The organism is Rhabdaerophilum sp. SD176, assembly GCF_030143245.1.
Taxonomy (GTDB): Bacteria; Pseudomonadota; Alphaproteobacteria; order Rhizobiales; family Beijerinckiaceae; genus Rhabdaerophilum.
In genome coordinates, this window is sequence record NZ_JARJNS010000005.1 from 165,465 (window position 1) to 178,655 (window position 13,191).

Genomic DNA, 13,191 nt, shown 5'->3' on the forward strand with positions numbered 1-13,191 from the left:
TTCAGGCTGCCTCCGCCCGGAGCAGCATGCCGAAGAGGTCGCGCGGTTCGTCCGGGTCGGCGAGCAGGTCGAGTTCGTCATACTCCCCGCTCTCGTCCGCCGCCCGGGCCAGCCAACGCAGGGCAGAGAAATCCTCGATCGCGAAGCCGACCGAGTCGAACAGCGTGATCTCGCGTGCCTCGCGCCGGCCCGGTTCCAGCCCGGCCACGACGCGCCATAATTCCGTGACCGGATGATCCTCTGGCAATTGCTGGATCTCGCCCTCGATCCGCGTCTGCGGCGGATATTCCACGAAGATCGAGGAACGCCGCAGGATATCGGCATGCAACTCGGTCTTGCCAGGGCAATCCCCGCCCACAGCGTTGATATGGACCCCGGCTCCGACCATGTTATCGGTCAGGATCGTCGCGTTGGCCTTGTCGGCCGTGGCGGTGGTGATGATATCGGCGCCGAGTACCGCGCTCTCGGGCGTGTCGCAGATCTCGATCACGAAGCCATAGCGGGCGAGGTTGGCGGCACAACGCCGGCTGGCGGTCGGGTCGATATCATGCAGGCGTAGCCGGTCGATGCCGAGCACGGCCTTGAAGGCCAGCGCCTGGAACTCGGATTGCGCACCGTTGCCGATCAGCGCCATGACGCGCGCCCCCGCCGGGGCGAGGTGGCGGGCAGCCATGGCTGATGTCGCTGCGGTGCGCAGGGCCGTCAGGATGGTCATCTCGCTCAGCAGGACCGGATAGCCGGTCGCCACATCGGCGAGCATTCCGAAGGCCGTCACGGTCTGCAGCCCGTCGCGGGTGTTTCGCGGGTGGCCATTGACATATTTGAACGCATATTGCCCGCCATCGCTGGTCGGCATCAGTTCTATCACGCCCTCCCGGCTGTGCGACGCGACGCGGGCGGTCTTGTCGAAATGCTCCCAGCGCCGGAAATCCTCCTCGATTGAGGCTGCAAGCGCGCGCAGGACCGACTCGACACCGCGTGCGAGGATGATGCGCATCATCCGCTCGACGCTGACGAAACGGACGAGATTGAGCTTGCGATCCATGGCCGGCACTCCCCTTGTTTCCCCCGAGCCTAGCCGCAGGTTCCGGCGGAATGAACAGGCCAGATTGGCAGTCGCGTCAAAATAAGCTATCATAATGGCATATACTGTTTGCCATTATGATCATGCAGGCCTGCCATGGATGTGCTGGACCGCCGCCTCATCACCCTGCTGCGCCAGAATGGTCGCCGGGGCATTTCCGATCTCGCTCTTGAGCTCGATGTCTCGCGGGCAACGGTCCGGGCCCGGATCGAGCGGCTGGAGCAGCAGGGCGATATCGTCGGCTACACGGTGATCCTCCGGGCCGATGTCCATTCCGCCCCGGTCCGCGGCATCACGCTGATCGAGGTCGAAGGCCGCGCGAAGGATCGTGTCGTCGCGGCGCTGACCGGTCTCGCTGAGGTGACGGCCATCCATACGACCAGCGGCAAATGGGACCTGATCGCCGAGATCAGCACGGAAAGCCTGACCGCGCTCGACGACGTGCTCAACCGAATGCGGATGACGCCCGGCATCGCAGCCTCGGAAACCCATCTGCTGCTGGCGACGCCGCGCAGCAGCCAGGCGGGACTTGCTTCCGCCTGAACGCGATCAGGCCAGGGTGAGCCGCACGGCGCCGAGCCCTTCGATCTCCGCGACTGCCACGCCTGGCCCCGGCACCGGAATGATGCCGCAGACGGAGCCGGTGGTCACGAATTGCCCGGCCTTCAGCCCGCCCAGCGTATCATTCCCGCGCGAAAGCCAGGCAGCCGTCGCGCCCAGCGGGTCCAAAGCCGGCGGCGCGGCAGGCGCGTCATGGACCAGCTTTCCGTCGATCCGGAACCGGCAGGCACGGCCCGGCACAGCCAGTTCCTGCCAGGGCTTGAATTCGGCGCCCATGACATAGCCGCGATTGGCCATGAGGTCGCCGAGAAAGGCGTAGAGGTTGCGGTCCGGCTCTGCGAGCCGCGCCCCCACCAGTTCGACGCCGATGGAATAACCCTCGATCGCCTCCGCGATCATCGCACGGCTGTAATCGCCCGGCGCCAGATCCCGGTTCAGCCGGAGCGCGATCTCGATCTCGACACCGAGGCCCGGCCCGAAGGGCCACGACGCCCCTTCGGCCTTCGACATTCCGGCGAAGATCGGCGCGGCAATCGGCCCGAGCCGCGGATGGTCAGCAACCTTCCAGCCCGCCACGCTTTCGCCGAGGGCCTCGCAGGTCAGCCTCTGGACGGTATAGGCCTCCTCCAGCGAGGCCGGTTCGGGGCTTGGCCCGAGCAGGATGCCCTTCTGCCGCGCTTCGACCAGCCAACGGGTGAATTCGGTAGCGTTCACGTCGCATTTCCTTCCGGTATTTGGCTTCGACCATCCGCCCCTTCAGGCTTCGCGTCAGCGTAGGACCCGGCGGGGCCCGGCGTCTAGCTCCCGGCGGCGCCTGGCACCGGTGCGAAGTTGCGCAGGATCGGCGCCAGTTCGGCATCGCCGACAAGGCTCGCCGCTTCTTCCGGCACGAGCCATCTCCGGTCCCGGCGCTTCCGTTCGGGCCAGGCCGATTTCTGCTTGCAGACCTCGAGGGCGAAGATATCGACCCTGCAGGGCACGAACGCGCCATTCGAGAGCATCTTCTCGTAAGTGTAATGGCCGATCGAGTTCTTGCCGATCCGGCCTTCGACGCCGGCCTCCTCGGCGGCTTCCTGCGCCGCCACCTTGTGCGGTGGCCGCTTGCCCATCGGCCATCCCTTCGGAATGATCCAGCGCCGCGTGCTGATGGAGGTGACGAGCAAGATCTCGATCTGTCCGTCCTTGCGGAACCGGTAGGGCAGGGCCGCATATTGCAACCGCAGCCGGAGCGAAGCCGTCTCGATATCGGGCATGGCCAGTTCGGGCATGGAGCCGGGCGAGGGCGGTTCCTGGGAATGCGGATCGCGTTTCGGCTCCATCAGCCCTTTTCCGGTCAGCGGCGAAAGCCGGCCTTTCCCGGCGCGACTGTCATGTCAATGTCACATTTGTCACAACAGGCAGGTATCCCGTTGGCGGCGCTGTTTCAAGCCTTGCTCTTTCGCGATCCACGACGCGATAAGAAGAAGACAAGGTCATGGCCAAGCGAGGTTCCGATGCCTGACTCTCCCGCCAGGACCATCTCCGGCCCCGATGGCCGGCCGCGCTGTCGTTGGTGTGGCGCCGCGCCGGAATTCTTTGCTTATCATGATTCGGAATGGGGCTTTCCTGTAGGAGACGATATCCGCCTCTTCGAAAAGCTCTGTCTCGAATCCTTTCAGTCCGGGCTGAGCTGGCGCACGATTCTCGCCAAGCGGGAAAATTTCCGTGCCGCCTTCGACGGGTTCGATTTCCACCTTGTCGCCCGTTATGGCGAGGCTGATCTCGCCCGGCTTCTCGCCGATCCGGGCATCGTCCGCCATCGCGGCAAGATCGAGGCCGTCATCAACAATGCCCGCCGTGCGGTCGATCTGGCCGCCGAATGCGGCTCGCTCGCAGCCTATTTCTGGCAGTTCGAGCCTCGACCGGACGAAACGACCCCGCCGCAGACCGTTTCCGTTTCGCCCGCCTCCATCGCGCTGTCGAAGGATCTGAAGCGGCGTGGCTGGGCCTTTGTCGGGCCAACCACGGTTTTCGCCTTCATGCAGGCTATGGGGCTGATCAATGATCACGCTGCGGAATGTGTGATCCGGGCGGAAGCGGAGCGTGCCCGCGGCGCCTTTATCCGTCCGGGCTGAACCTTCGACCCCGGAGCTCCCGCATTTTCGCAGGGCGGGGTCGCATTGAAGCGGGTTGCCGTGACGGATTGTTCACAATAGAACGAAAGAAACGCCCGGAGAGGCGAACCTTCCCAAAGTCGCATTGGAACCTTTACCGGAGAATGCGACATTTCTCTCCTGGTCATGCAGGTCATGGCCACCACCTGAGGGGTGCAGGCCCATGAAAAAGAGCGGATATTTCTTCTACGAGGCCGCACATGCGATCCTCGGTCCGGCGCGCGCGGCCAGCGATGCAATGCGGCTTTTTTACCGCAATCCGATCAACCCGCTGACCCATACGCCTTATGGTCGCTCGATGGCAGCCGCCTGCGAATTGTTTGAGCGGACGACGCGCCGCTACGGCAAGCCGGCCTTCGACCTGCCCACGACCCAGTTCGAGGGCCAGACCATCGAGGTGATCGAACGGGCTGTCTGGCGGAATACGTTCTGCAACTTGATCCATTTCGATCGTGCCCTGCCCGCCAACGCCGGCCGGCAGCCCAAGCTCCTGATCGTCGCCCCGATGTCGGGCCATTTCGCCACGCTGCTCCGCGGCACGGTGGAAGCGTTCCTGCCGCATTTCGAGGTCTATATCACCGACTGGGTCGACGCACGCCTTGTGCCGCTGGCCGCCGGGACCTTCGATCTCAACGATTACATCGACTATGTGAAGGCGATGATCCGGTTCCTTGGGCCGGATGTGCATGTTCTCGCTGTCTGCCAGCCTTCGGTGCCGGTCGTGGCGGCGATCGCCCGGCTCGAGGCCGAGCAGGACCCTCATTCGCCCCGCTCGATGATTCTCATGGGCGGACCGATCGATACCCGCGAGAGTCCGACCGAGGTCAACAAGCTGGCCCAGCGCCGGGGCATGCAATGGTTCCGCGACAACTGCATTTCCCGCGTGCCGTTCCCGCATCCCGGCGTGATGCGCGAGGTCTATCCCGGCTATCTGCAGCTTTCGGGTTTCATGGCGATGAATTTCGACCGCCATCTCACCGCCCATTGGGACATGTTCAACCATCTGGTCGATGGCGACGGTGATTCCGCAGAGAAGCACCGCGAATTCTACGACGAATACATGGCGGTGATGGACCTTACTGCCGAATTCTATCTCCAGACGGTCGATACAGTCTTCGTCCGGCATGCGCTGCCGAAGGGCGAGATGTTCCACCGCGAGGAGCGGATCGATCTCGGCGCCATCCGCAACTGCGCGCTGATGACGGTCGAGGGCGAGAAGGACGACATTTCCGGTGTCGGACAGACGCGGGCCACGCATGATCTCTGCGTGAACCTCCCGAAGGAGAAACATCTCTACCATCTCCAGAAGGATGTCGGCCATTACGGCGTCTTCAACGGCTCGCGCTTCCGCAAGTTCATCGCGCCGCGCATCGTGGAGTTTACCCGCGAGCATGGCTCCGCCCAGATCCAGCCGCTCAAGCGCGTGGTCAACGCCCGCTGAGCCGGCAGGCATTGATGCCAGCGTCCGAATCGGCCAGCTTCGGCCGGTTCGGAGTGCTCATGGCCCCCTCGCTCAAGGATTTTTTCGGCTTGCGCCCAGCCCGGCGCACCAGGACGCTGCCGGACCTGCAGGTGCGGATCGGCGGTGAAATCGTCACGGTTCCGGTGCGCTACCGGCCGGATGCCCGTCGGATGATCCTGAAGATTGACCGGAGGACCGGCACGCCGGCGCTCACCCTGCCCTATTCGGTCGGCAAGGGCCGCGCCGAGCAGTTTCTTCAGGATCATCGCGGCTGGCTTGAGGCCCGCCTGCGGAGCCAGCCCGCCCGCATCCCTTTTGAGTCCGGCGCGCTTCTGCCCGTGCGCGGTGTGCCGCACCGGATCGAACACTGCCTGCCCTTCCGCGGCGAGACCCGGCTGGACGGGTCCGGCGCGGAGCCTCGCCTGCTGGTCCATGGCGATCCGGCCCATCTCGCCACCCGCACCGAGCGTTTCCTCAGAGGCCTTGCCGAGGCTGACCTCCGTGCCGCCGTCCACCGCCATGCCACACGGCTGGAGGTCTCTGTGGGACGGATTACCATCAAGGATACACGGTCTCGCTGGGGTTCCTGTTCATCACGGGGCGACCTTGCGTTTTCCTGGCGCCTGATCTTCGCGCCGTCGGACATTCTCGATTATCTCGCCGCGCATGAGGTTGCGCATCGGATGGAAATGAACCATTCCATCCGCTACTGGCGGCATGTCGCCTTCCTCTATCCCGACTTCCGACGCGCCGAGACCTGGCTCAACCGGCATGGCGCCCAGCTTCATCTCTACGGCGCCTGAGCGCCCCATCCGGATCTGCCTTGGCCACCCTTTCCACCGACCGCTTCGCGCTGACCATCCTGCTCGGCTTCCTGACCGCGCTCGGCCCCCTGTCGACCGATCTCTATCTCCCCTCGCTGCCCTCGATTGCCCGGCATTTCGATGTGGCCAGCGGCCAGGCGCAGCTGACGCTCTCGGCCTATCTGATCGGCTTCGCGACAGGCCTCCCGCTTTACGGCCCGGTTTCCGACCGGATCGGCCGCAAGAAGGTCGTGCTCTTCGGCCTCGCTCTCTACGGCTGTGCCAATCTGATTTCGGCCATGGCGCCCTCGCTCGAAGTTCTGATCGCCTCGCGCGGGTTGCAGGGCCTCGGCGCCGCCGCGCCACTGGTCGTGGCGCGCGCCATGGTGCGCGACCTGCATGAAGGCCGGCGGGCGGCGCAGGAACTCGCCCGGATGGGCACGATCATGGGCGTTGTCCCTGCCATTGCCCCGATCCTCGGTGTCGGGCTCGAACTCGGCTTCGGCTGGCGGTCCAATTTCGTGGCCACTGCGCTGCTCGCTGCGGGCCTCGCCGCTGTGGTTGTATCCGCCCTGCCGGAAACCCTGCGCCAGCGCGCCACCACGCCGCTGACCATCTTCACCGTGGTCGGCGGGTTCGGCGCTTTGCTGCGTGACCGGCGGTTCCTGCCCTTCGCGCTGCTAGCCGCTGCCTGCTATTCCGGGCTCTTCGCCTTCATTTCAGGCTCAAGCTTCGTCTATCAGCAGCATTTCCGGCTGACGCCCTTCCTCTTCGCCGTTTCCTTCGTGGTCATGGTGCTGGGCTACATGGCCGGGGCTTTCCTCGCGCAGCGGCTGGCCCTCCGCTATGACCAGCGCCGCATGCTGCTGACCGGCGCCCTGCTGCAATCCGGCGGGGGCCTCGCCATGGTGGCCGGCCTGCTGCTCGGTTTCGGCCCCGCCGCAATCACCCTGCCGATGGTGGCCTATGCGGCCGGCGTCGGCTTCACGCTGCCGCAAAGCCATGCCGGCGCCATGATGCATTTTCCGGAAAGGGCGGGCGCGGCCTCGTCGCTGCTCGGTGTCATCCAGATGGGCTTTGCAGCCGTGGTCGGGGCGCAGGTGGGCGCCTGGATCGACAAGGGGCCGATGGTGCTGGCTGGTGCGGTTGCCGTTCTCGGCCTCGCCTCCGTCGCCCTGCTGCCGCTGGTGCGGCGGAGCTGATTACGGCCCGAAAAGCCGGCTGAGCAGGCTCCGCTCCTTGGCCGTCGGGCCCTGGTTCTGCCAGGCGCCGGGGTTCTCCCGCACAGGAGCTGGCGGTGCGGCGGGTGTGGCATTCGCCTGAAGCAGGCTGCCCAGCGGGTCGGAATCGCGGGCGCCCGGCAGGGGCTGTGAAGGCAACCCGCGATGGGCCTGCCGCATGAATTCTGCCCAGATCTCGGCCGGAAGCCCCGAGCCGGTGACCTTTTTCATCGGCTGGCTGTCATCATTGCCTACCCAGACGGAGGCAACCAGCTGGCCAGTATAGCCAACAAACCAGGCATCGCGGTGATCCTGCGTTGTTCCGGTCTTGCCGGCGGCGGGATGGCCGGGAATGTCGGATTTGCGGGCGGTGCCGCTGACGAGCGTTTCCCGCATCATCCGGTTCATCATGCTGATATGGGCCGGATCGACGACCTGCCCGAGCGCCGGTGGCGGCCGGCGATAGATGATCTGCCCGGCGGTTGATTTCACCTCGAGGATGACATGGGGCACGACGCCAGTGCCGCCATTGGCCAGGACGGCATAGGCGCCGGTGATTTCCAGCGGCGTGACCTCGGATGTGCCGAGCGCGAGCGATTCATTGGCCTTGAGCGCCGAATTGATGCCAAGCCTTTGTGCCGTCCGCACCACTTGCCGCGGCCCGACCTCGACATTGAGCTTCACGGCGATGGTGTTGAGCGACATGGCCAGAGCCTGCGTCAGGCTGACCTGCCCGAAATATTCCTGCGTGTAGTTCTCGGGCCGCCATCCGCGGATATTGATCGGCGCATCCTCGCGCACGGTCTCCGGCGTCATCCCCTTTTCAAGAGCCGCGAGATAGACAAACGGCTTGAAGGACGAGCCCGGCTGGCGCTTGGCGGCGATGGCCCTGTTGAACTGGCTCTCGGCATAATCCCGGCCGCCCAGCATGGCGCGGACGGCGCCATCCGGAGCCATCGCCACCAGGGCCGCCTGCTCGACATTGAGCTTGCCGCGCTTTGGCTCGAAGGCCGTGGCGAAGGCGCGCTCGCCCATGGCCTGCAGTTTCGGGTCGATCGTTGTGCGGACAATGATATCGGTCTCGACCGCACCGATATGGTCGTCGAGGATATCCATGATCCAGTCCGCCGCATAATTGCCCTGGCCGGGTTTGGCACGCTTGCGGGCATCGGCCGTGTTGAATTTCGAGCTCTTCGCCTGTTCCGGCGTCGCAAAGCCGGCTTCGACCATCTTGGCCATGACGAGCGCGGCACGGTCTGCCGCGCCTTCGGGGTTCTTGTTTGGCGCAAGCCGCGAGGGGGATTGCACCAGACCCGCCAGCACGGCGGCCTCGCCGAGGGTGACGGCCCGCGCGCTCTTGCCGAAGAATTTCTGGCTGGCCGCCTCGATGCCATAGGCTCCGGCGCCGAAATACACCCGGTTCATATAGAGTTCGAGGATCTGGTCCTTCGTGTAGTTCCGCTCCAGCCACAAGGCGAGCAAGGCTTCCTGAGCCTTGCGGGACAAGGTCCGCTCCTGCGTGAGGAAGATGTTCTTGGCGAGCTGCTGTGTCAGGGTTGATCCGCCTTGCTCGGCGCGCCGGGCCGCGACATTCTTGACCACGGCCCGCGCGAGACCGGCGAGGTCGATCCCGAAATGCTGGTAGAAGCGGCGATCCTCGATCGCAACAAAAGCCTTGCCGACATAGGGCGGTAATTCGGCGATCGGCACGGTCGAGCCACCGGTCTCGCCGCGATTGGCGATCAGCGTGCCGTCGCTGGCAAGGATGGCGATGTTCGGTGGCCGTTTCGGCACGCTGAGCTGGTCGATCGGCGGCAATTTCATCGCGAAATAGGCCACGACACCGCCCAAAGCGAGCAGGGCCCAGAGGCCCATCACGAAACTCCAGTAGAACAGCGTGCCGAAGAAACCGCGACCGCGGCGCCGGCTACGCTTCGGGGCCGGGCCCTTGCCGCGCGCGCGCTTCACGGGCCGATCCTCGGCAGACAGGCGCAACCCGCCTTCGCTGCCGAACCCGCCATCATCGAAGCGCGGCTCACGCCGCTCCCTGGGGCCGCCTGCCCGTCCCATACCGTCCCGGATCTCCCTTGCCGGCCCGAAAGCCAGCCTTCCCGCGCGCCATCGTGCCCGCGCGCCCTTAAGGCGAGGTTAGTATCCTCGCCTTTCCGGGGGATGCGCGGAGATTCCGGCAGAAGCAGGGCGGAACGGCAGGTCAGGCGATGGGCTCAGGATCAGGCCTTGGCCGCTTCCCGCAAAGCGGTGATTGTCGTGGTCGGGGTGATCGCTTCCGGATCGATCAGGCAATGCAGGATGGCAGGCTTGCCAGAAGCGCGCGCTCGCTCGAAGGCCGGAGCGAATTCCGCTGTCGTCTCCACGCGCTCGCCATGGCCGCCGAAAGCCCGCGCATAGGCAGCGAAATCCGGGTTTTTCAGCGCCGTTGCCGAGACACGACCCGGATATTCGCGCTCCTGGTGCATCCGGATCGTCCCGTACATGCCATTGTCGATGACCAGCACGATAATCGGCAGGCCATATTGCACGGCAGTGGCGAAATCCTGTCCGTTCATCAGGAAGCAGCCATCGCCGGCAAAAGCCACGACGGTACGCTCCGGGAAGAGGCGCTTCGCGCCGACCGCCGCCGGCACGCCATAGCCCATCGAGCCCGAGGTCGGGGCGGATTGGGTCTGGTACCGGTTGAACCGGTAATAGCGATGCAGCCATGTGGCGTAGTTGCCGGCGCCATTGCAGAGGATCGTGTCCTGCGGCAGGGCCTCCCGTAGATGGAGCATGACATCGCCCATCTGCAACCGGCCGGGAATCGGCTTCGGCGTGGTCCAGCCCAGGAAGCTGGCATGGGCCTCCTCCGCCTGCCCCTTCCACGGGATCACCCGCGGCGGATGCACGCCCTCGAGGGCCGCCGCGAAACTCGCCGGGTCGGCATGGATGGCCTGGGCCGGCGCATAGACGCGGCCGAGTTCCTCCGCCCCGGGATGGACATGGACGAGCCGGCTTCCATCGCCGGGAATGCCGAACAGCGTGTAGCCCTGGCTCGGCATTTCCCCGATCCGCGCCCCCACGGCGAGCACGAGGTCCGACTCGCGGATCCGCTTCAGCAAAGCCGGATTGGGCCCGATCCCGAGATCCCCGGCGAAATTCGCGTGATCCGCCGGAAACAGCATCTGCCGCCGGAAGCTGACCGCCACGGGCAGCTCGAATCGTTCGGCGAAGCGGGTCACGGTCCGGACGGCGGCCTCCGTCCAGCGCGTGCCACCCAGCAGCATCACCGGCGACTTCGAGGCCCAGAGCCGCTTCTGGAGTTCGGCCATGGCCGAAAGCGACGGGGCAGTCTCCGCCGGCTTCACGAATGGCGCATCCGCGACCTCGGCGGGCTCGACCAGCATATCCTCCGGCAGCGCGATCACCACCGGCCCCGGCCGGCCGGACATCGCCACATGAAAGGCGCGCGAGAGGATTTCCGGGATACGCGCGGCATCGTCGATCTCGGTCGTCCACTTGGTCATGCTGCCGAAGACAGCGCGGTAATCCAACTCCTGGAACGCGCCGCGCTCGCGGGCGCCGCGCTCGATCTGGCCGACAAAGAGGATCATCGGCACCGAATCCTGATGCGCGATATGCACGCCCGGGCTCGCATTGGTCGCACCCGGCCCCCGCGTAACGAAGCAGATGCCCGGCCGCCCGGTCAGCCGGCCGACGGTGTCGGCCATCATCGCCGCCGAACCTTCCTGCCGGCAGACAGTCACGCGGATCGCGGCGTCATGCAGCGAATCGAGCACGGCGAGATAGCTCTCGCCGGGCACGCAGAAAATGTCGGTGACCTGCTGCCTGGCCAGTTGATCGACGAGGATTTGGGCTCCGGTGCGCGGCATGGTCATCATGTCCAGTTCGGGTCTTCGAGAACTTCCCGGGTATGTTCGCCCAGGATCGGGGAGGGACGGCGTGAAACCTGCGGCACGCCATCGATCAGGATCGGCGTGCGCACGGTCGGCACATGGCCGGCCTCGGCTTCCGTGCGGGGCAGGTCGATCTTCATGCCGCGGGCCAGCACCTGCGGATCGGCGAAGACCTCGTCGAGCCGGTTGATCGGTCCGGCAGGCACGCCGGCACGCTCCAGCGCCGCCAGCAATTCCGCCTTGCCGAACCGGGCGGTATGCGCGGAAAGCATCGGCACCAGCACGGCCCGATTGGCCACCCGGCCGCGATTGGTCGCATAATCGGGGTGGCTGGCAAGATCATGCGCGCCGAGCGCCTCGCAAAGCTTGCGATATTGCCCGTCATTGCCACTGGCGATGATGATGTAGCCATCAGCCACCGGGAAGACCTCGTAGGGCACGATGTTGGGATGCGCATTGCCGAGCCGCGTGGGCGCCCTGCCTCCGACGAGATAATTCATGGCCTGGTTGCCCAGAACCGCGATCTGGCTGTCGAGCAATGCGCAGTCGATATGCGCGCCGCCGCCGCCGGCATCGCGCCGCCGCAGGGCCGAGAGAATCGCCACCGTCGCATACATGCCGGTGAAGATATCCGCCGTTGCATAGCCGGCCTTGGTCGGTTGCCCGTCCGGCTGGCCGGTAATGTCCATCGCCCCGGCCATGCCCTGAATCAGAAAATCGTAGCCGGCGCGCGGCGCATAGGGCCCGTCCTGCCCGAACCCCGTGATCGAGCAATAGATCAATGACGGCTTCATCGCCCGGAGTGAATCCGCATCGAGGCCGTATTTCTTCAGCCCGCCAACCTTGAAATTCTCGACCACGACATCCGCCGCACCCGCCAGCTGGCGGATCATGGCGATATCGTCCGGGTTCTCGAAATCGGCCTCGATCGAGCGCTTGCCGCGGTTGCAAGAGTGGAAATAAGCCGCGCCGAGATCACCGCCATCCTTCGCCGCCACGAAGGGCGGCCCCCAGCTACGGGTATCGTCGCCGGCGCCCTTGCGCTCGACCTTGACGACATCGGCGCCGAGATCGGCCAGAAGCTGGCCGATCCACGGGCCGGCCAGGATCCGCGCCAGTTCGAGGACGCGAAGCCCCTCGAGGGGGCGGGAAGCAGCAATCTGTGTCATGACTGAAGGAGGATCACACTCCGCTCGCGCCCGCAAGCCTCGAACCGCTTGTCCACTCGGAGGGCATGGCTGTCACGCCATTCTCGCCAAGGCGTGAACAACTGTGTTTTCCCTTTTTGCGCCGGCACATGCATAGGAGCATTACGGACTGCAAGGGCCATGGGGGCCCGGAACGGGGGAACTTATGAACGCTTCGACCATGCCAGCCAACACGCGGACCATCACCATCCCGGGGACCCGCACCATCGTGAACCTGGCCCTCGGGGGCCTTGTCGGCCTTTTGATCTGGGAAGTCTGGGCGCGTGTCCTGACCAAGGCTGTCCTCGGCTATCCGCTCGAGCCGGCGGGTCTGATCGATGCGATCTTCCAGCACAATTTCGGTCTCTCGGTGAATTACTATGTGCGCGAGGTCCTGCATTACGCCGTCGGCATCCTTGGATACCCGATCCTCTATTTCGTGATCTCGCGCCACTTGAAGAACTGGAGCCTTGTTCTGGATGCCGTTGTCTTCCTGACCTTCAGCCTCGGTGTGGCCTATTACTTTGCGAAGGGTGCGGGAACAGCTTGGCACCTTGTGTTCTGGGTCATTGTAAGCCTCTTCATCGCAACGCGCTTCATCAACCGCAACGAGCGGCTGCGCGACTCGATCGCCTGGGGCACCTTCACCTGGCTTAACGCGCTCGGCCTGATGGCACCTTTGGGCGGGTTGTCCTTCTACCTGCTCGGCGAGGGCGGCGAATTGTCCTTCATGAGCTTCGCAGGCCATGTGATCTACGGCGCCGTAGCGGCGTGGATCTTCGAGGTCCGCGAATCCCGGGCCTGACCCCC

At 65.2% G+C, this 13,191-nt stretch carries 12 protein-coding genes; 6 read left to right on the plus strand and 6 right to left on the minus strand.

Annotated features, from left to right (window positions below):
* Position 1 precedes the first annotated feature (1 nt).
* Positions 2-1,045 (minus strand): ornithine cyclodeaminase, encoded by a 1,044-nt coding sequence (ocd, locus tag P0652_RS13085; RefSeq protein WP_284179275.1) that lies wholly within the window; start codon positions 1,043-1,045, stop codon positions 2-4.
* A 135-nt stretch (positions 1,046-1,180) separates the two neighbouring features.
* On the opposite strand from ocd, the gene P0652_RS13090 reads away from it, so the two are divergent.
* On the plus strand, positions 1,181-1,627 hold the full coding sequence (locus P0652_RS13090) for an Lrp/AsnC family transcriptional regulator (RefSeq protein WP_284179276.1): 447 nt from the start codon (positions 1,181-1,183) through the stop codon (positions 1,625-1,627).
* Between the two features lie 6 nt (positions 1,628-1,633).
* On the opposite strand, the gene P0652_RS13095 is transcribed toward P0652_RS13090, so the two are convergent.
* Together P0652_RS13095 and P0652_RS13100 are read right to left on the minus strand one after the other, a co-directional pair.
* Positions 1,634-2,359, minus strand: coding sequence for a 2-keto-4-pentenoate hydratase (locus P0652_RS13095; protein ID WP_284179277.1), 726 nt, complete (start codon positions 2,357-2,359; stop codon positions 1,634-1,636).
* A gap of 83 nt (positions 2,360-2,442) precedes the next feature.
* Positions 2,443-2,964, minus strand: coding sequence for an NUDIX hydrolase (locus tag P0652_RS13100; RefSeq protein ID WP_284179278.1), 522 nt, complete (start codon positions 2,962-2,964; stop codon positions 2,443-2,445).
* Between the two features lie 174 nt (positions 2,965-3,138).
* On the opposite strand from P0652_RS13100, the gene P0652_RS13105 reads away from it, so the two are divergent.
* The 4 genes from P0652_RS13105 (at position 3,139) to P0652_RS13120 (ending at position 7,265) form a co-directional block, all read left to right on the plus strand.
* Positions 3,139-3,759 carry a DNA-3-methyladenine glycosylase I gene (locus tag P0652_RS13105; RefSeq protein WP_284179279.1) on the plus strand — a complete coding sequence of 207 codons (621 nt, stop codon included), beginning with the start codon at positions 3,139-3,141 and terminating at the stop codon, positions 3,757-3,759.
* Positions 3,760-3,961: 202 nt separating this feature from the next.
* On the plus strand, positions 3,962-5,239 hold the full coding sequence (locus P0652_RS13110) for a polyhydroxyalkanoate depolymerase (protein ID WP_284179280.1): 1,278 nt from the start codon (positions 3,962-3,964) through the stop codon (positions 5,237-5,239).
* A gap of 59 nt (positions 5,240-5,298) precedes the next feature.
* The gene (locus P0652_RS13115) at positions 5,299-6,063 is read left to right on the plus strand and encodes a M48 family metallopeptidase (protein WP_284179281.1); all 765 of its coding nucleotides are present in this window, start codon (positions 5,299-5,301) and stop codon (positions 6,061-6,063) included.
* Between the two features lie 20 nt (positions 6,064-6,083).
* Positions 6,084-7,265, plus strand: coding sequence for a multidrug effflux MFS transporter (locus P0652_RS13120; RefSeq protein ID WP_284179282.1), 1,182 nt, complete (start codon positions 6,084-6,086; stop codon positions 7,263-7,265).
* On the opposite strand, the gene P0652_RS13125 is transcribed toward P0652_RS13120, so the two are convergent.
* From P0652_RS13125 to P0652_RS13135, 3 genes are all read right to left on the minus strand, one after another.
* Entirely contained in the window at positions 7,266-9,353 is a 2,088-nt protein-coding gene (locus P0652_RS13125) for a transglycosylase domain-containing protein (protein WP_284179283.1), read from the minus strand. It lies immediately after the preceding gene.
* Between the two features lie 161 nt (positions 9,354-9,514).
* Positions 9,515-11,176 (minus strand): thiamine pyrophosphate-binding protein, encoded by a 1,662-nt coding sequence (locus P0652_RS13130; RefSeq protein ID WP_284179545.1) that lies wholly within the window; start codon positions 11,174-11,176, stop codon positions 9,515-9,517.
* Positions 11,176-12,363, minus strand: a complete 1,188-nt coding sequence (locus P0652_RS13135) for a CaiB/BaiF CoA transferase family protein (RefSeq protein ID WP_284179284.1) — start codon at positions 12,361-12,363, stop codon at positions 11,176-11,178. Before P0652_RS13135 ends, P0652_RS13130 begins: the two co-directional genes overlap by 1 nt.
* Positions 12,364-12,547: 184 nt before the next feature.
* Here P0652_RS13135 and P0652_RS13140 point away from each other — a divergent pair, with 184 nt between their 5' ends.
* The gene (locus P0652_RS13140) at positions 12,548-13,186 is read left to right on the plus strand and encodes a hypothetical protein (RefSeq protein WP_284179285.1); all 639 of its coding nucleotides are present in this window, start codon (positions 12,548-12,550) and stop codon (positions 13,184-13,186) included.
* Positions 13,187-13,191 lie beyond the last annotated feature (5 nt).

Excerpts from the sequence above, each read along its gene's own strand:
- ocd (WP_284179275.1), bottom strand. The coding sequence starts at position 1,045 with ATGGATCGCAAGCTCAATCTCGTCCGTTTCGTCAGCGTCGAGCGGATG.
- P0652_RS13090 (WP_284179276.1), top strand. The coding sequence starts at position 1,181 with ATGGATGTGCTGGACCGCCGCCTCATCACCCTGCTGCGCCAGAATGGT.
- P0652_RS13100 (WP_284179278.1), bottom strand. The coding sequence starts at position 2,964 with ATGGAGCCGAAACGCGATCCGCATTCCCAGGAACCGCCCTCGCCCGGC.
- P0652_RS13105 (WP_284179279.1), top strand. The coding sequence starts at position 3,139 with ATGCCTGACTCTCCCGCCAGGACCATCTCCGGCCCCGATGGCCGGCCG.
- P0652_RS13110 (WP_284179280.1), top strand. The coding sequence starts at position 3,962 with ATGAAAAAGAGCGGATATTTCTTCTACGAGGCCGCACATGCGATCCTC.
- P0652_RS13115 (WP_284179281.1), top strand. The coding sequence starts at position 5,299 with ATGGCCCCCTCGCTCAAGGATTTTTTCGGCTTGCGCCCAGCCCGGCGC.
- P0652_RS13125 (WP_284179283.1), bottom strand. The coding sequence starts at position 9,353 with ATGGGACGGGCAGGCGGCCCCAGGGAGCGGCGTGAGCCGCGCTTCGAT.
- P0652_RS13130 (WP_284179545.1), bottom strand. The coding sequence starts at position 11,176 with ATGACCATGCCGCGCACCGGAGCCCAAATCCTCGTCGATCAACTGGCC.
- P0652_RS13135 (WP_284179284.1), bottom strand. The coding sequence starts at position 12,363 with ATGACACAGATTGCTGCTTCCCGCCCCCTCGAGGGGCTTCGCGTCCTC.
- P0652_RS13140 (WP_284179285.1), top strand. The coding sequence starts at position 12,548 with ATGAACGCTTCGACCATGCCAGCCAACACGCGGACCATCACCATCCCG.